A 16,788-nucleotide genomic window follows, 5' to 3' on the forward strand; every position below is an offset into this window, starting at 1 on the left:
CTGACGATGGCATGTGGCCGAAAAGAGTAACCGATGAGATCCAGTCTCAAGTACTACTTCCCGATCTTCGTTCTCCCGACTCTGCTGGCGTTCGCCGTAGCGTTCCTCGTTCCCTTCTTCATCGGTCTCGTGTTGTCCTTCTTCGACTTCACCACGATCACCGACGGCACCTTCGTCGGGGTACAGAACTACATAGACGTCTTCGCCGATCCCAGGAGTGGCTTCACCGAGAGTTTCATCTTCACGATCATGGTCGTCGTCGTTTCAATGATCACGGTCAACATCTTCGCATTCGCCATTGCCTGGGCACTGACTCTCAAGCTGCGGGGAACGAACTTTTTCCGGACTGTGTTCTTCATGCCCAACCTCATCGGTGGCATCGTCCTCGGTTACACCTGGCAGGTGATCATCAACGCGATACTGGCGAAGTATGGCACCACGATCGTCGCTGACTGGAAATACGGGTACATCGGCATGATTGTGCTGATCAACTGGCAGTTGGTCGGATACATGATGATCATCTACATTGCCGGTCTGCAGAACGTTCCCGCCGAACTGATCGAGGCCGCGGAGATCGACGGTGCCGGTAAGTGGCTGATCCTCCGGCATGTCACTGTCCCGATGGTCATGCCGTCCATCACGATCTGTCTCTTTCTCACGCTGGCCAACACGTTCAAACTCTTTGACCAGAACCTCGCGCTCACCAACGGTGCTCCGCAGGAAAAGACCGAGATGGTCGCGTTGAACATTGTCAACACGATGTTCCTGCGTATCGGCGAAGAAGGCATCGGGCAGGCGAAGGCCGTCATATTCGTCGTGGTGGTCGTCGTGATCGCCATGTTCCAGATTCGCGCAACCAGATCAAAGGAGATCGAGGCATGAGTACATCCGCATCCTCCGGGGTTCCGGATTCCGCAGCCCTCGGCCCCGTGGGCGCCAATCCGTCCCGTCAAGGTCGTACACATCGCGATGACGGGGCGATCGGCTCAGTTGGCAAGGTGTTCACCTATGCGCTGCTCGTATTCCTGACGATCGTGTTCCTCGGTCCGATCGTCTTCATCGGAATGAACTCATTCAAAACCAAGTTCTCCATCGCGACCGATCCGTTCTCTCTGCCGGTGAAGAATATGTGGGTTGGACTGCAGAACTACGCGACCGGGCTTCAGTTGTCTGGTTTCTACAACGCGATCATCTGGTCTTTCTTCATCACTGTCTGCTCAGTCGTCGTCATCGTGTTCTTCTGCGCGATGACCGCCTACTACATCACCAGGGTGAAGACCTGGTGGACGTCAGCGCTCTACTACATGTTCGTGTTCTCCATGGTCGTGCCCTTCCAGATGGTCATGTTCCCGACCGTCAAGATCGCAGACACCCTGGGACTCGACACCCCGTGGGGAATAATCGTGCTCTACCTCGGCTTCGGCGCGGGACTCTCCATATTCATGTACTCGGGCTTCATCAAGTCGATTCCGTTGGAGGTCGAAGAAGCCGCGATGATCGATGGGTGCAATCCACTGCAGATCTACTATCGTGTCGTCATGCCGATGCTCAAACCGACGGCGATCACGGTCTCGATCCTGAACACCATGTGGATCTGGAACGACTATCTCCTGCCGTACCTGGTGATCGGACTGTCGAGGCCGGAGTACCGGACGATCCCCGTCGTGGTCCAGTTCCTCGTGGGGTCCAACGGTAACCGGGACATTGGTGCACTGATGGCGATGCTCGTGCTGGCAATCATCCCGATCATCATCTTCTACGTGGCCGCCCAGAAGTACATCATCGAAGGCGTCGCAGCCGGCGCAGTCAAGGGATGAGCGGGGAACCTGGGACACGGAGTTCGCCCGGGGAGCAGATGTTCTCGGTGAATGGCCGGATGCACGCGGCGATGGCACTGTTCGCGGATGTCGTCACCGTGAACGTCCTCGTCGTAATCAGCAGTATCCCTCTGGTTACCGCCGGAGCGTCCCTCGCCGCGGCCTACAGTGTCATCTTCCGCAGGCTCAATGGAGAACACGGTTCCTTACCTCGGTTGTATGTGCGCAGTTTCCGGTCCGTGTTTCGGACGATCAGCCCACTGTGGGGCGTCTTCGTCGCCCTCATTCTACTTGCGGTATACGAAATCGCGCTTCTCGACGCAGTGTCCGACGGTGCGGCGGCCACAATGTTCCGGGCGTTCATCATCGGCGGATCGGTCATCGTCGTGATGATAGGTTCCTGGGTGATCCCGGTAGCCGCCGTCGGTGGGGCGGGGCCACGCGAAACCCTGGGGGTCGCGGTATCGCTGGCGTTCCGGAAGCTGCCGAGGACGCTTTCTCTGCTTCTCATCCTGCTGTCACCCTGGGCGTTGGCGGCGGTGTCACCGATGTGGGCCGCGCGGGTGCTGCTGGCCCTGCTGACCTTCGGGACCGGCCTCGTGGTGTACCTGGGTGCGCTGATCGTCCGCAGGCCCGTCCACCGTGTTTTCGGGATTCCTGTCACGGAAGAGCCAACTGAAACGATGAAGAGCCCCTGCACCCGGTGAGTCGGAGAGCGAGAATAAACGCCGTGTGATCACCCTGTCCACCAGTTCGAACTGGTGGACAGGGTCAAGATCCGGTCAGCAGTCGTAGTACATCTCGAACTCCTGCGGGGTGGGGCGCAGGCGGACCGGGGTGATCTCGTTGTCGTACTTGAACTTGATGTACGTGTCGATGAGGTCCTCGGTGAACACGTCTCCCTCGGTGAGGAAATCGTGGTCGCGCTCCAGCTCTTTCAGGGATGCCTCGAGGGAGGTCGGCGCCTGCGGGATGCTGGCTGCCTCCTCCGGGGGAAGCTCGTAGAGGTCCTTGTCAACCGGCGCGTGCGGTTCGATGCGGTTCTTGATGCCGTCGAGACCGGCGAGCATCATCGCGGCGAAGCCAAGATAGGGGTTACCGGACGGGTCCGGTGCGCGGAATTCGATGCGCTTGGCCTTCGGGTTGGATCCGGTGATCGGGATGCGCACGGCGGCGGACCGGTTGCGCTGCGAGTAAACGAGGTTGATCGGTGCCTCGAAACCCGGCACGAGACGATGGTAGGAGTTCAGCGTCGGGTTCGTGAAGGCGAGGACGGCACCAGCATGGTGCAGGATACCGCCGATGTAGTAGCGGGCCATGTCTGAGAGACCGGCGTACCCGGACTCATCGTGGAACAGCGGTTTGCCGTCCTTCCACAGTGACTGGTGGGCGTGCATCCCTGAGCCGTTGTCGCCGGCGATGGGCTTCGGCATGAAGGTCACCGACTTGCCCTGCTGGAAGGCTGTGTTCTTGATGATGTACTTGAAGCTCTGGAGATCATCCGCTGCGTGCAGGAGAGTGTTGAACCGGTAGTTGATCTCCTGCTGTCCGCCGGTACCGACCTCATGGTGCGCGCGCTCCAATGAGAAACCACACTTCGCCAGATTGCGGCACATGTCGTCGCGGAGATCTTGAGCGTGGTCGTATGGAGCGACGGGGAAGTAACCGCCCTTCATGCGGGTCTTGTATCCGAGGTTGGGGGAGCCGTCGAGGTTTTCCTCCTCGCCGCGGTTCCACCAGCCCTCGACAGAATCGAGGTGGTAGAACCCAGAATTGGTATCAGTGGCGTAGGACACCTTGTCGAAGATGTAGAACTCGGCTTCGGCGCCGAAGAAACACGTGTCGGCGATACCGGTGGAGGTGAGGTATTCCTCCGCCTTGCGGGCGACGTTGCGCGGATCGCGGGAGAACGGCTCGCGGGTGAATGGATCGTGCACGAAGAACTTCATGTTGAGGGTCTTCGCCTTCCGGAACGGATCAACCACCGCGGTGGCGAGATCCGGAAGCAGATTCATGTCGGATTCATCGATCGTGGTGAATCCGCGGACGGAGGAACCGTCGAACGCGAGCCCCTCCTCGACCGCATCCTCATCGAACATGGACGCGGGAATTGTGAAGTGCTGCTCAATTCCCGGAACATCGGTGAATCGGATGTCGACGAACTCGATATTCTCGTCGGCGATGAACTTGGTGACGTCTTCTGTGGTTTCAAATGCCACGGTGACTCCTAATAGCGGGCCGGTTCGGGGTGGCCGGATGCATGATCGTCTCGGATGATCTCTCACATGAAGGGAGCCGGACCAGTGACCGCGCGCGGCCGCCGATGCGGAACCTATTCACATATACCCAACACTGTACCCAGTTTCTGTCGCGTGACCATAACCCACGCCGTGTGCGCAGTGGCACTGTTCGGACGCTAGATTGGGGGTATGGCACGCGAAAGACACAGTTGGCTGGATGGACCGAAGATTCCCGCGCAGAACGAGAATCCGCTCGCACCCGCAAAATGGCCGGGGGAACGGCTCGGTCTCCCCGAAAACGGCTATGGTGCCCTGGCCAGTGTGATGCGCCGTGTCGGGGGGATTGCATTGGATTGGATCGTCGCGATGCTGGCTACGGTCATTGTCACCTCGATGACGGATGCACTCGGGGGGTTCGCTACCGTCGAGCTACTGATGTTCTTCATCATCAGCGTTGTAACTGTCAGCCTTTTTGCCCGCACTCCGGGGCAGGCGATGATGAAGATGGGGGTCGCTCGTGTCGACCGTCCCATGGAACGTGTCGGGTTCCTCCGTGCTCTGGTTCGTGCCGTTCTCACCGTATTCATTTTTCCCCCTGTTCTTGTTGATTCTGACGGGAGAGGCCTCCATGACCGGGTTACCGGCACAGCGGTGATCCTCGGCTGAACGCCCTGCAGTGTCACAAGAAAAAACCTGGGAATGGCGTGCCATTCCCAGGTTTTCCGCTGCGTCTTTCCTACAAGAGTATGAACAGCACCGCTTGAGCGGCGATGATCTTCGCCATCATCGCCATGGGGTACACCGTCGTATAGCCCATGGATGGCAGTTCATTTCGGGTCTGATCGGAGACATAGCTGAGCACCGCGGGGTGAGTCTGTAGGCCGGCGACGATTCCCGCAGTCTGGCCGAAGGGGATCCGCATGACCTTGTGCCCGATGAACAACGTGAACAGGGACAGCGTGAAGGTCAGGATCGCGCCACCCGCGATGATCTTCAAGGTTGCGGGATCGCCGAGAGCTTCCTTGAAACCAGCTCCTGCGGTCGTGCCGATACCGGCGAGGAACAGCGTGATACCGAACTGCCGAAGTGCGAGATTCGCGCCGTAGGGAACCTGCCAGACGATCCGTCCGGTGCGTCCGTAGGATCCCAGGATCAGAGCCACGACGAGAGGACCGCCAGCGCTTCCAAGCCGCAGTGTGATGCCACCGGGGAGTGGGATCGGGATCATCCCGACGAGCACGCCGATAGCCATCCCCGCGAGGAGTGGGAGGAGGTTGATGTCAGACAGTCGCTTGTAGGAGTCTCCGAAAAGACGGGTAGCCTGATCAATCCGATCATGGGTACTGACGACACGCACCCGGTCGCCCAACTGGAGAACTGTGTCGGGGGTCGCGACCATGTCGACATCGCCGCGGCGCACGCGGGTGACGAGCATTCCGGGCATTCTGGGGTTCAACTTCGAGAGCGGAATCCCAACCATGGAACTGGTGGAGACGAAGATTCGGCGGTAATCCAGACGTTCATCGTGCGTCGGATCCCCGGGGAGCAGTTCACCGATTTCCGCTGCCGCGAGTTCAACTTCTTCCGGCGTTCCGACGATGGAGAGGATATCCCCGACGCTCGCCGTGTCACCAAGCTCCGGTAGAAAAAGTCTACCGTTGTGCTCAATCCGCGACACGATGATCTGGCGGTGGAGGCGGTTCCGGATGTTCGTGATCTCGGCGAGATCCTCCCTTTCGACGCGGACACGGCGGGTGATGAGTTTCTGTGGCGCGACGCCAGCCTTCTGTGCCTCCTTGTCGTGATCGATCTTCCATACCTTGCCGAGTATGGCTACCGACAGGATGACACCCAAAACACCGATCGGATAGGCCAATGAGTACGCCACGACCGGTAGCTCGATGACTGCTGCAAGCTCGGCCGGGTCACTGACCAGCCCCGGGACGGCATCCACCACCGCGGCCATGGCCGGGGTGTTGGTCATCGCTCCGGTGAACATGCCGGCACCTGATGCACCACCGATCCCGAGCATGGGGATGATGGCGAGAGCAATCAAAGCGACGATGAGAATTGCTCCGACTCCGAGGATGTTGTGCCGGATACCGGTGGTCCGGATGGAACGGAAGAAACCGGGTCCGGCTTCGAGTCCGATCGTGTAGACGAAGAGTGAGAGTCCGATGATGAAGACGATCGGCGGGAGCTGGATCTCGGGTTCGATGGTGGAGAACCCGATGCCGACGAAAAGTACGGCGGCGACACCGAGGCTGAATCCACCGATTCGGAGTCGGCCGAAGACCAAACCGATCGACATGATGACGAGCAGGGCCAGGAGTTGATTGTCGACGAGTAGTTGCACACCTCTATGATCCCCCCGGTCATGTCCGTTTTGCAACAAGGTTCACTAGGGGGATGATCACAATAAGTCGCAGGTGGGGGCGCATAATGGAGTTACCCTGCGAATAGTGTTTGTGAGGGGTTGTTATTGAGGGGTGGTAAAACGGACATAATCAGAAATGTGCGGCGGGAACTTTTTGGATACCTTATCCTAGATGAGGGCGGTAGTAATGTCCGGGTGTTGCCCGGGGGACACATCGGAGAAGCAGAAAAGCCGCTTTCGTACGGTCTCGTACGAAAGCGGCCCGGAAGAAGAGAACTACTTCTTTTTCCGTTCGGCGGCCCGGCGGGCGCGTCGGCTCAATCCAGCCACTGAGCCCCCCTTGGGTACCGGCCCCTTCGGAATCCCGGGGTTACCCTGTTGTGCATCCATCGCCTCGAGGCGGGCATACAACGAATGCACCTCATTCTTCTTGATGTTCCGGGGGAGTCTGACCAAGGCACGCTGTAGCTTGGCCACTGGGACAGCATCCTCACCGTCACCGACGTAGATCTCATACACGGGATACTGACTGGCTATTCGCTGTAGACGACGACGTTGTTGTGCGACGAGAGGCTTCACCCGGCGGGCATCTCCCTCAGCAACGAGAACGATGCCGCAGACACCGACAACGCGGTGCACAGCATCCATCTGGGGTGTCGCGGCAACGGCGGTGTGGGTCTTCCAGACCATGCCAACGCCACTCCGCAGATTCTCCAGCGCCCAACCAGCGGCCCCGGGCTGCCCTTCCGCCCGGCTGTAGACCGACTTCTGTAGACGGTTGGTGAACAGCCAGAGGGCGGCAAGAACACCGAACACGAGACCAATGGGCAGCATAAACCACTGCCCACCCCAGAGCAGTCCGATGAGGAATCCGAGTGCACCGAGACCGATGATGGCGAGTACTGCCAGAGGCAGGAACTTTTTGTCCTGTTTCCTTAGCATGTTGAATGCCTGCCACATTTGGGCACGGGTCTGCTTACGCTGAGCCCGCTTGGCGGCTTTCTCTTCCTTCATCGCGGCCTTGGCGGCCGCCTTCTTCTCATCTGCCATGACCACAACAATAGGTGATGGCAGATGAGAAGGCGTTCACCGACCCCGGCCCCGGTCAGCAACCAGTGCGCTGGAACGGGGCGAAACTCTGCACCGGAGTGTCCTGAGATGCTCCATACTTGCTGATGAGGCTTGATGCCTCCTGAGCGGTGGTGCCCTCGGTCGTATCCTTCAGATGCGCGAGATTCTCAGGGAGTTTTTCACCGCGCGCTTCGATTGTCTGGGCGTAGAGCCTACCGGCGCGGTAGGAGGAGCGGACGAGTGGCCCGGACATGACACCTGTGAAGCCCATCTCCTTGGCTGCCTCAGCATGCTCAAGGAACTCCTCCGGTTTCACCCACCGCTCAATGGGGTGGTACATGGGTCCGGGCCGCAGATACTGGGTGATCGTCAGGATGTCACAACCTGCATCATGCAGATCGTGCATCGCCTGGGTGATCTCCTCGTATGTTTCACCCATGCCGAGAATCAGGTTGGACTTGGTCACGAGACCGAAGTCTCGAGCCTGCCGTATCACCTCAAGCGAACGGTCGTAACGGAATGCGGGCCGGATCCTCTTGAAGATCCTGGGAACTGTTTCGACGTTGTGCGCAAAGACCTCTGGCCGGGCTTCGAATACCTCCTGGAGGAGGTCGGGTTTTCCGGAAAAATCTGGGGTGAGGTTCTCGACACCGGTATTTGGATTGAGCTCGTGGATCTTCCGCACGACCTCCGCGTAGAGCCAGGCACCCTCGTCCGGGAGATCATCGCGGGTGACGCCTGTGATCGTCGCATAATTGAGCTTCATCTCACGGATTGATTCCGCCACCCGGCGGGGTTCATCCCGGTCGAGTGGTTCCGGTTTTCCGGAGGAGATCTGGCAGAAGTCACATCTGCGCGAACACTGCGACCCACCGATGAGGAAGGTTGCCTCCCGGGATTCCCAGCACTCATGCAGATTCGGGCAGCCCGCCTCCTGACACACAGTGTGCAGGGAGGCTCCGGCCACCCGTTTCTTCATGTCCTTGAATTCGGGACCGGTTTTGGCGGTGGTACGGATCCAGCGCGGCTTGGTCTCGATCGGGGTCTGAGCGTTACGGGCCTCAACCCGCAGCAGCTTGCGTCCTTCTGGTGCTACAGTCACGGCCCCCACCCTACCCGGGGGAGTCCGCACGGTGAAAAGAGCAGTCAGTGCTCTGCTGATCCACCCCGGATGCCCGGAGCGGGTGGAACCGCACACGGGTCCGGCGCAGAACCGATGGTGTGCTCGGCCACCGTGAGTCTGCCGGAGAGTGTTTCGTCCAATGCGGACGCGAGTGGGGAGATCATCTCATCAGGGGTCACGGTGCGGTTCAGTTCCACGGAGAGCGTCGTGACTCCTGCGTCTGAGATTCCGCACGGGACGATGTGTTCGTAGTATTCGAGTGTGTTGCAGCAGTTGAGCGCGAGCCCGTGCATCGTTACCCCACGAGTCACTCGGATCCCGAGAGCCGCCACCTTCCTGTCCGGTTGATCCCCGTCAGATGGTAGCCAGACCCCGGAACGCCCCTCGATCCGGCCCGCGCCGGTGAGTCCGACCTGCCGGACAACCTGGATCAGCGCTTCCTCGACCCGCCTGACGTAGTCCACGACGTCGATAGGCTCTGTCAGCTTGATGATGGGATAACACACGAGCTGTCCAGGACCGTGCCAGGTGATGCGGCCACCCCGGTCAACATCCACACACGGTACCCCATTGGTGGGACGATCCGACGGCTGTGTTCGCTTCCCGGCCGTGTAAGTCGACGGATGAGTCAACATAAGGAGCTGGTCCGATATCTCATCCGCAGCGCGGGCGCTCGCTATCTCGGCCTGTTCATTCCACATCCGGCGATAGTCCACCTCGCCGAGCTCTCGGACCACGAGCGGGACACTCAAATTTCGGATTGGGGAATCTGCTGGTGTGAATGGAGGACGCGGGGCACTCATAGTGGATTCAACAGTACAACCACTGGAATGCTGGCAGGGAATTAGGGGCAGAAGGGGAGTACGTTCGTACGTTGTTGACGGCAGTAGGGTTCGAATGTACTGACCAGAGTTTCCCAGACAGTGTCGGCGAAGGAGGCGTCGGGGTAACGGTTATCCGTTTCCATGCACGCGATTCCGTGGGCTGCAGACCAGAGGGTTGTCGCGACAAGTTCGTTGTCCGCGATCATTGTGACAGGGCTACCCGCCCACTCCTGCATCTCCTGAAGTAACCGGCGCCATGGATCTGACTGGAGGGTCTCACAGGTGGTGGTGCCACTGGCAACCAGTCGGTAGAGCTCCGGCTGAGCGGTAGCCACCTCCCGAAATGCGGACATGAGATCCGCCAGATGGAAATGGCCATTCTCGTCACGTGTCGCCCACAACATTTCACCGATAATCGCTATCGCATCGATAGTGAGCATCGCACGGAGTTCATCCTTGTTGGATGTGTGCTTGTAGAGTGACGGGGCTTTAATGCCGATCCGCTCCGCGAGGCCTCTCATGGTCAGGGCATCCCACCCTTCGGATTCCGTCATGTCCCGGGCGGTGGCTATGATTTGCTCGGCTCGCGCAGTGCGTGAGGGGAGTGTGGGGGCGGAGATATTCACGCCCCTAAATGTATCACTGTTGACGTAATGTGGCCGCAGGAACGAAGCCCCAGCCCGGTGAACGAAGCCACCGGGCAGCACCCCGTGAGCGACAGGTGAATCTGTATCCAGGTCCAGACGAACCACATATTTGGGGCTGGAGTTGCCGTCAGCGGAATACTGAACAGTCGCTGTTAAGAAAGCCGGAAAGGCTGATGCCCGTCACTCGCCGGAGGCGGTCAACGGGCATCAGCATGGAATGTACGGAGCTAGAGGTCCAGATCCTCCACGAAGTCAGCCTTCTCGAGGCGGTCTCGGACAGTCGTCATGAAACGTCCTGCATCGGCACCATCGATGACCTGGTGGTCGTACGTCATTGGGAGGAACACCATCTGACGGACGGCGATGGCGTCGACACCGTCATCGGTGACCACGACCGGACGCTTCACAATGGCACCCGTTCCGACCATCGCAGCCTGCGGCGGGACCAGGATCGGGGTGTCGGTGAGGGCACCTTCGGAACCGATGTTCGTGATGGTGAATGTTCCACCGGTCAGATCGCTCGGCTTGAGCTTGTTGTCGCGGGCACGCTGAGCGATATCCGCGATTGCCTTGGAGATTTCTGCGATCGACATGTCCTGCGCCTTGTGGATGACCGGTGAGAGCAGCCCACGCGGGGTATCCACGGCGATGCCGAGGTTGACGTCCTCGTGGTACGTCATTTCCTTGGTCTTGGCGTTGTAGCTCGCGTTGACGTTCGGGTGGGAGACGAGGGCCTCGATCATCGCCTTCGCGAAGAACGGGAGGTACGTCAGATTGACACCATGCTTCTCCTGGAAAGCGACCTTGTTGGCCTTGCGCAGTTCGGCCACCTTGGTCATGTCGACCTCGTGGACCTGCGTCAGTTGGGCGGCCGAATGAAGGGACTCGAGGGTCTTCTTCGCGGTGATCTCACGGATCCGGTTCACCCGTTGCGTGGTTCCACGCAACTTCGCCTTCTCCGGGTCGACCGACTTCGTCGAGGCCCGGGAAGCCTTCTCTGGAGCAGTGGTTGTTGACTGTTCTCCACCGTTCGCGGCGGCGAGAACGTCCTGTTTACGAATTCGCCCACCGACGCCAGTACCCTTGATCGAGGTGAGATCAACCCCGTGCTTGTCTGCAAGTTTACGGACAAGCGGAGTTACATACGGTACGGAACCATTGTCGGAGGTCTTTTTCTCCGCTCCCTTCTCTTGCTTGGGCTCGGGCTTCTTCTCCGGCTCGGTCATCTTTTCTGCAGCCTTCTCTTGCTTGGGTTCGGCCTTCTTCTCCGGCTCGGCCTTCTTCTCCGGCTCGGCCTTCTTTTCTGGTTCAGCCTTCTTTTCCGGCTTCGATTCCGGGGCCTCGGCAGGCTTTGCGGATTTGTCTCCGATTCGGACGATGACCGCGCCGACGTCGACGGTATCGTCTTCCTCCGCGAGGATTTCCAGGATGGTGCCTGCGACGGGGGAGGGAACCTCGGTGTCGACCTTATCTGTGGAGACTTCGAGGAGTGCCTCGTCGACCTCGACGGTATCGCCGACAGATTTCAGCCAGCGGGTGATTGTGCCCTCGGTGACTGATTCGCCGAGTTCGGGCATCTCGACATCGGTCGACTCACCGGAACCGGATGTATCAGCGGCTTCCTCGACCGTGTCATCCTCGTTTTTCTCCTCGGATGCCCGGATCTCCTCTTCGGAGGGAACCTCGCCGTCGGAATCGTCCGGATCGTCACTGGACGTGGATTCGTCTCCGATTCGGACGATGACCGCGCCGACGTCGACGGTATCGTCTTCCTCCGCGAGGATTTCCAGGATGGTGCCTGCGACGGGGGAGGGAACCTCGGTGTCGACCTTATCTGTGGAGACTTCGAGGAGTGCCTCGTCGACCTCGACGGTATCGCCGACAGATTTCAGCCAGCGGGTGATTGTGCCCTCGGTGACTGATTCGCCGAGTTCGGGCATCTCGACATCGGTCGACTCACCGGAACCGCTCTTCTTCGCGGATGTCGAATCCGCGGAATCCTTTTCTTCGGATTCATTGGAAGTATCCGATTCCTGTGCGGATTCACCGCCCTCATCGGAGGAATCAGAGTCGGAATCGTCAGCCGTATCAGCGGAATCGCCGATCTCGGCGATGACCGCACCGACATCGACCGTCTCGTCCTCTTCTGCGAGGATCTTGGTCAGTACACCGGAAACCGGGGACGGGATCTCGGTGTCGACCTTGTCTGTGGAGACCTCCAGCAACGGCTCGTCGGTTTCGACCGTGTCACCGACTTCCTTGAGCCAGCGGGTGATTGTGCCCTCGGTGACGGATTCACCAAGTTCGGGCATCTCTACAGAGAACGCCATTGTGTCAGACTCCTCAAAAACGTCGTGTCGGGTAAAGCTCTTAGTACCTTGAGAGTACCGGTTCGACCCGCCAGGTGTGGCCTTCGCCCCACAGAGAATCAGATTTTCCCCCTACAATCGTTGATTGTGTTCAACATATTCGGTCGCAGCAAGTCGAAACCGGGCCTGAAACCCCCGAGGGCCCCCGGGGATACGATCCGGGAGGACGATCTCGCTGACCTCATGGAGTGGAATGGGGGTAGGGCCCTCGTCGAAGGTTTCGTCGAACCGGAGACGGTGGTCAACGAGATGTCAGTGGTTCTCGTGGATGGCGACGGTGACTTTATCCGCCGCAGTATCGGTGGGCCGAAAGGTATTGACGTGGTCGCGCGGCGACTCGGTGTTCCCATCTATGACGTGGAGGAAACCGGCTATCCGCAGCGTATGCGCGAACGTATCGAGCGGGAGCGCCTACTTCGTAAACGTCGTGAGCAGCAGGAGCGTCGCGCGAGATTTGAACGAGGTGAAACTCCGCGTCCCTGACACGGCTCCTAAGACAGGAAACCGGCTTCCGGACCATCGGTCGGAAACCGGTTTCCTGCTCGGTAAGAACTAGACGGTCATTCCGAGGCGATCGCGGTGAGTGCATCCACGATGGTGCGTACCGGCACACCTGTGGCGCGCTTCGGCGTGTACCCCCAGACTCCACCGGTGTTGAACGCTGGCCCGGCCACGTCGATGTGAACCCATTCGACACCTTCGGTAACAAAAGCACTCAGATAATGGGCGGCACCGAGCATGCCGCCAAACCTGGAGGGATTGACGTTACGGAGATCGGCAACCGAGGACTTCATTCCTTCGGCGACGTCCTCCGGGATGGGCATCGCCCAGGCGTCCTCACCCACAGCCCGACCGTGCGCGGCGATCCGGTCCCGGAATTCTTCGGATCCCATCACGCCGGACGTTCGCACACCGAGGGCAACCAATTGTGCGCCCGTGAGGGTCGCAGTTTCGATGAGATAGTCCGGATCATCCTCACAAGCACGGGCGATCGCGTCGGCCAGGATCAGCCGTCCTTCGGCATCGGTATTCAAGATCTCCGATGTTGTTCCGCCGTAGTGGGTGATCACATCTCCCGGTCGGTAGGAGTCGCCACCGGGCATGTTCTCTGCCAACGGAACCGTGGCGGTCACGTTCACCCGCAGATTGAGGCGCGCCGCGGCGATGATTGAGGCGATGACGGCTGCGGAACCACCCATGTCCGAGATCATGTGATCCATGTTCGAGGCGGGTTTGATGGAGATTCCGCCAGTGTCGAAGGTGATTCCCTTGCCTACCAGCGCAACGGACTTCGAGGCCTTGCGTGGGTTCCAGGAGAGGCGGAGGAGACGGGGCTTCCTGGCGGATCCTCGGCCCACGGCGGTGATGCCGCCATACCCGTCCTTCAACAGGCGTTCATCATCGAGAACCTCGACCTTGATTCCGTGTTCTCGGGCTTCACGCGCCGCGATCTCGGCGTAGGACTCCGGGTAGAGGTGAGAGGACGGGGTGTTCACCAGGTCGCGGGCGAATACCACCGCTTCCACGGTGATCTGCGCCCTGACGAACTCCTTTTTGTCGCCGCCGAGAAAGACAACCTCACCGACCGTCCGCTTCTTTGCGGGGGCCTCATCGGTCTTCAACCCGCGGTACTCGTACGCGCCGAGGGCGATTCCCTCGACAGCGGGCCGCAGGCCGAACGCACCGATCGTGGTCGCCACCGTCGTGAACCCCCGCAACTCGCGGGCGGCGACACCGGCTGCCCGGCGTAGACGGTCATCATCAAGCTCATCCGAATTTCCCAGCCCCACCGCGACAACCGTGCCGACCCCGGTCGCCTTGAGCCCAGGTACCCGGGTGACCTCTTCTTTGGCCCCTGTGGCACCGACTGAAACCAGTTGCTGCCACACGGCGATTTCTACCTCATCATCGAACATGCCTGTTGCAGCGAGTTCGAGCCCCTCGTTCCCCTCGAATACCGCGACGAGCAATGCGTCGGTGTCATCGGGGAGTTTCTTCGCGAGGCTGAGGGCAGGGACACTGCCTCGGGCCGGAAGTGTGAAAGTGGCAGACACAGTGATAATCCTCCAGAGATAACTTCGTCGGACGGTGATGGCCGAGAACCCGGAATGAATCTGAGTACCACGATCCGTCCCGGGCACGCGAACAAGCCTAGCCTGACCGGGGGAACATCGCTCGATAAGGGGACGTCGGAACACAACCGGTTCCCGGATCGGGGAGGTGTAACCTGATCCGCATGAGCTCCCTGACATTCGAAGTGACCCGGAACGAGAACCCGACCAGTGCCGAACGACGAACAGAGATCCTCGCAGATCCCGGTTTCGGACGCTCCTTCACCGACCACATGGTCACCATCGAGTGGACCGCTGAGAAGGGGTGGCATGACGCACGAGTACGCCCTTACGGACCGCTGAGCCTTGATCCCTCCACCTCGGTGCTGCACTATGGTCAGGCCATCTTCGAGGGCCTCAAAGCCTACCGTCATGCCGATGGATCCATTCGTAGTTTCCGTCCCCATGCAAACGCAGAGCGCCTCCAGCAGTCCGCGGCCCGTATGGCCATGCCGGAGCTTCCTGTCGACGTTTTCGTGGAATCGGTACGGCAGCTCGTGGACATCGACCGTGACTGGGTTCCCACAGCGGGTGGGGAGGAAGCGCTTTACCTGCGACCGTTCATGATCGCGACCGAGAGCACACTCGGGGTGCATCCGTCGAACAGTTACACCTATGCGGTCATTGCGTCACCTGCCGGCGCCTACTTCCGTGGCGGAGTCAACCCCGTCTCCGTCTGGCTGTGCGAGGATTTCGTGCGGGCCTGCCCCGGGGGAACCGGTGCCGCCAAGTTTGCGGGAAACTACGCTGCTTCCCTGAAAGCTCAGGCTCAGGCTGCGGAGAAGGGATGTGACCAGGTCGTCTGGTTGGATGCGATCGAGCATTCCTACGTCGAGGAAATGGGGGGGATGAACCTGTTCTTCGTCTACGGTGACGGCGACGCAGGACCCGGTGAAATCACCGTCGCCACACCAGCACTCTCCGGTTCGCTTTTACCGGGTGTCACCCGCCGTTCGCTGCTCCAGGTCGCGAAGGACCAGGGGTTCAGGACCGAGGAGGTCCGCATCTCCACCGAACAGTGGCGTTCAGATGCCGCTTCCGGACGGTTGAGAGAGGTGTTCGCTTGCGGCACAGCGGCGGTGATCACGCCAGTTGGTCACGTGAAGAGCAATCAGGGAGACTTTGACATCGCAGGTGGAGAGTCCGGCGAGATCACGATGAAACTGCGTGAGATCCTCACCGGAATCCAGAAGGGTGAGATCGAGGACACCCACGGATGGTTGTACACGCTGGTCGAGTGATGGAGCCGGGTGATTCTGCGCTTTTCACCCGTCGATGAGTGGACCGGGCCTCCTTCCTGTGCGATCTGGGGGCCCGCTTCTTCCCATGCACCGGAGGGCGTGATGTTCAGGTTGGTCAGATACGGCAATGGACGGCAGTGAGCAGGGCCAACGTAACCACTGCAGTGGACATCTCTATCAACGCCCCGATGCAGTCCCCGTTGAGGCCACCCAGTCTGCGCGCGAGATGTCCTGCCACCGCCAACGCGAAGATCACGGCAACGAACCCGGCGAATGCAACCCCTGTGACGACCTCGGGAAGAACATCTCCACTCGGCAGGATGAGTGCACCCGTACCACCGACAAGTCCGCTGATGGATATCCACCAGAGAGCGATCCATCGGAGCGGTACGGTGCCGATGATCAGGGCACCGAAGCCGGTTCTGGAAAAGGGCCGGAACAGTCGGCTGCATCCGACCATCGCCGCCATTCTGGCGAGAGCGGGCACCACCGCGACAAGGAGCAGTCCGTTTACACCTGAATATGAGGTGATCAGGTCGGACAACGCAACCACCTGTACCCCTACGGTCAGTACGACCGCCGTGACACCGAGAGCACCGGTGTACCGGTCCGAGATGATTTCCCGTGCGCGTTCCGGGGCGGCGTAGGAACCCAGCGCGTCGCCGACATCCGCGAGACCGTCGATGTGCATCATGCGGGTCAGTAGAGCCCAAGACACAACACAGAGCATCGCGGTCACTAAGGGGCCGAACCCCACTACCTCGGCTACGGAGCAGATGAGGACTGCGGCGGCCCCGAGGACCAGCCCGGGGACTGGTAGTACAGCCATCGCCCTGCGCCCGGTGATCCTGTCGAAGACTGTGGCTCCCCGGAAAGGAAGCACGGTTAACCAGCTCAGTACCGTAGACAGCCCCTCAGTGATCGCCGGGCCGTGTTCGCCGGTGGTTTCGGCGGCTTTACCGGACACC

The 16,788-nt window shown here is 60.0% G+C and carries 15 protein-coding genes; 6 read left to right on the plus strand and 9 right to left on the minus strand.

Annotation, left to right across the window (positions count from 1 at the left end; all coding sequences use genetic code 11):
- Positions 1-33 precede the first annotated feature (33 nt).
- The 3 genes from QWU44_RS00600 to QWU44_RS00610 are packed head-to-tail and all read left to right on the plus strand — an operon-like array spanning position 34 to position 2,524.
- The gene (locus tag QWU44_RS00600) at positions 34-882 is read left to right on the plus strand and encodes a carbohydrate ABC transporter permease (RefSeq protein ID WP_370913778.1); all 849 of its coding nucleotides are present in this window, start codon (positions 34-36) and stop codon (positions 880-882) included.
- Complete coding sequence (locus QWU44_RS00605) at positions 879-1,817, plus strand: carbohydrate ABC transporter permease (protein WP_370913779.1); 939 nt, start codon at positions 879-881, stop codon at positions 1,815-1,817. The genes QWU44_RS00600 and QWU44_RS00605 overlap by 4 nt, the downstream gene beginning before the upstream one ends.
- 38 nt (positions 1,818-1,855) lie before the next feature.
- Positions 1,856-2,524, plus strand: coding sequence for a DUF624 domain-containing protein (locus QWU44_RS00610; RefSeq protein ID WP_370913780.1), 669 nt, complete (start codon positions 1,856-1,858; stop codon positions 2,522-2,524).
- A gap of 75 nt (positions 2,525-2,599) precedes the next feature.
- Here QWU44_RS00610 and glnA read toward each other — a convergent pair whose 3' ends face one another.
- On the minus strand, positions 2,600-4,036 hold the full coding sequence (gene glnA, locus QWU44_RS00615; protein WP_370913781.1) for a type I glutamate--ammonia ligase: 1,437 nt from the start codon (positions 4,034-4,036) through the stop codon (positions 2,600-2,602).
- A gap of 210 nt (positions 4,037-4,246) precedes the next feature.
- Between glnA and QWU44_RS00620 the strand changes: the two genes are divergently transcribed.
- The gene (locus tag QWU44_RS00620) at positions 4,247-4,723 is read left to right on the plus strand and encodes an RDD family protein (protein WP_370913782.1); all 477 of its coding nucleotides are present in this window, start codon (positions 4,247-4,249) and stop codon (positions 4,721-4,723) included.
- A 70-nt stretch (positions 4,724-4,793) separates the two neighbouring features.
- Here the strand turns inward: QWU44_RS00620 and QWU44_RS00625 are convergent, their stop codons facing one another.
- The 6 genes from QWU44_RS00625 to sucB form a co-directional block, all read right to left on the minus strand.
- Positions 4,794-6,413, minus strand: coding sequence for an aspartate:alanine exchanger family transporter (locus tag QWU44_RS00625; protein WP_370913783.1), 1,620 nt, complete (start codon positions 6,411-6,413; stop codon positions 4,794-4,796).
- A 297-nt stretch (positions 6,414-6,710) separates the two neighbouring features.
- Positions 6,711-7,484 carry a DUF4191 domain-containing protein gene (locus tag QWU44_RS00630; RefSeq protein ID WP_370913784.1) on the minus strand — a complete coding sequence of 258 codons (774 nt, stop codon included), beginning with the start codon at positions 7,482-7,484 and terminating at the stop codon, positions 6,711-6,713.
- Positions 7,485-7,539: 55 nt separating this feature from the next.
- Entirely contained in the window at positions 7,540-8,607 is a 1,068-nt protein-coding gene (gene lipA, locus QWU44_RS00635; protein ID WP_370913785.1) for a lipoyl synthase, read from the minus strand.
- Between the two features lie 44 nt (positions 8,608-8,651).
- A complete protein-coding gene (lipB, locus tag QWU44_RS00640; protein WP_370913786.1) occupies positions 8,652-9,431 on the minus strand; it encodes a lipoyl(octanoyl) transferase LipB in 780 nt (259 codons plus the stop codon).
- Between the two features lie 41 nt (positions 9,432-9,472).
- On the minus strand, positions 9,473-10,078 hold the full coding sequence (locus tag QWU44_RS00645) for a TetR/AcrR family transcriptional regulator (RefSeq protein ID WP_370913787.1): 606 nt from the start codon (positions 10,076-10,078) through the stop codon (positions 9,473-9,475).
- Positions 10,079-10,326: 248 nt separating this feature from the next.
- Positions 10,327-12,429, minus strand: a complete 2,103-nt coding sequence (sucB, locus tag QWU44_RS00650) for a 2-oxoglutarate dehydrogenase, E2 component, dihydrolipoamide succinyltransferase (protein ID WP_370913788.1) — start codon at positions 12,427-12,429, stop codon at positions 10,327-10,329.
- A gap of 126 nt (positions 12,430-12,555) precedes the next feature.
- Here sucB and QWU44_RS00655 point away from each other — a divergent pair, with 126 nt between their 5' ends.
- The gene (locus QWU44_RS00655) at positions 12,556-12,951 is read left to right on the plus strand and encodes an oxidoreductase (RefSeq protein ID WP_370913789.1); all 396 of its coding nucleotides are present in this window, start codon (positions 12,556-12,558) and stop codon (positions 12,949-12,951) included.
- A 77-nt stretch (positions 12,952-13,028) separates the two neighbouring features.
- Here QWU44_RS00655 and QWU44_RS00660 read toward each other — a convergent pair whose 3' ends face one another.
- Positions 13,029-14,522, minus strand: coding sequence for a leucyl aminopeptidase (locus QWU44_RS00660; RefSeq protein WP_370913790.1), 1,494 nt, complete (start codon positions 14,520-14,522; stop codon positions 13,029-13,031).
- 182 nt (positions 14,523-14,704) lie between these two features.
- Here QWU44_RS00660 and QWU44_RS00665 point away from each other — a divergent pair, with 182 nt between their 5' ends.
- Entirely contained in the window at positions 14,705-15,820 is a 1,116-nt protein-coding gene (locus QWU44_RS00665) for a branched-chain amino acid aminotransferase (protein ID WP_370913791.1), read from the plus strand.
- A 115-nt stretch (positions 15,821-15,935) separates the two neighbouring features.
- On the opposite strand, the gene QWU44_RS00670 is transcribed toward QWU44_RS00665, so the two are convergent.
- Positions 15,936-16,787 (minus strand): adenosylcobinamide-GDP ribazoletransferase, encoded by an 852-nt coding sequence (locus tag QWU44_RS00670; RefSeq protein WP_370913792.1) that lies wholly within the window; start codon positions 16,785-16,787, stop codon positions 15,936-15,938.
- Position 16,788: the final 1 nt, after the last annotated feature.

It is taken from the genome of Corynebacterium sp. CCM 9203 (assembly GCF_041357675.1).
Classification (GTDB): Bacteria; Actinomycetota; Actinomycetes; order Mycobacteriales; family Mycobacteriaceae; genus Corynebacterium.

Excerpts from the sequence above, each read along its gene's own strand:
- sucB (WP_370913788.1), bottom strand. The coding sequence starts at position 12,429 with ATGGCGTTCTCTGTAGAGATGCCCGAACTTGGTGAATCCGTCACCGAG.
- lipB (WP_370913786.1), bottom strand. The coding sequence starts at position 9,431 with ATGAGTGCCCCGCGTCCTCCATTCACACCAGCAGATTCCCCAATCCGA.
- QWU44_RS00605 (WP_370913779.1), top strand. The coding sequence starts at position 879 with ATGAGTACATCCGCATCCTCCGGGGTTCCGGATTCCGCAGCCCTCGGC.
- QWU44_RS00610 (WP_370913780.1), top strand. The coding sequence starts at position 1,856 with ATGTTCTCGGTGAATGGCCGGATGCACGCGGCGATGGCACTGTTCGCG.
- QWU44_RS00665 (WP_370913791.1), top strand. The coding sequence starts at position 14,705 with ATGAGCTCCCTGACATTCGAAGTGACCCGGAACGAGAACCCGACCAGT.
- QWU44_RS00620 (WP_370913782.1), top strand. The coding sequence starts at position 4,247 with ATGGCACGCGAAAGACACAGTTGGCTGGATGGACCGAAGATTCCCGCG.
- QWU44_RS00630 (WP_370913784.1), bottom strand. The coding sequence starts at position 7,484 with ATGGCAGATGAGAAGAAGGCGGCCGCCAAGGCCGCGATGAAGGAAGAG.
- QWU44_RS00600 (WP_370913778.1), top strand. The coding sequence starts at position 34 with ATGAGATCCAGTCTCAAGTACTACTTCCCGATCTTCGTTCTCCCGACT.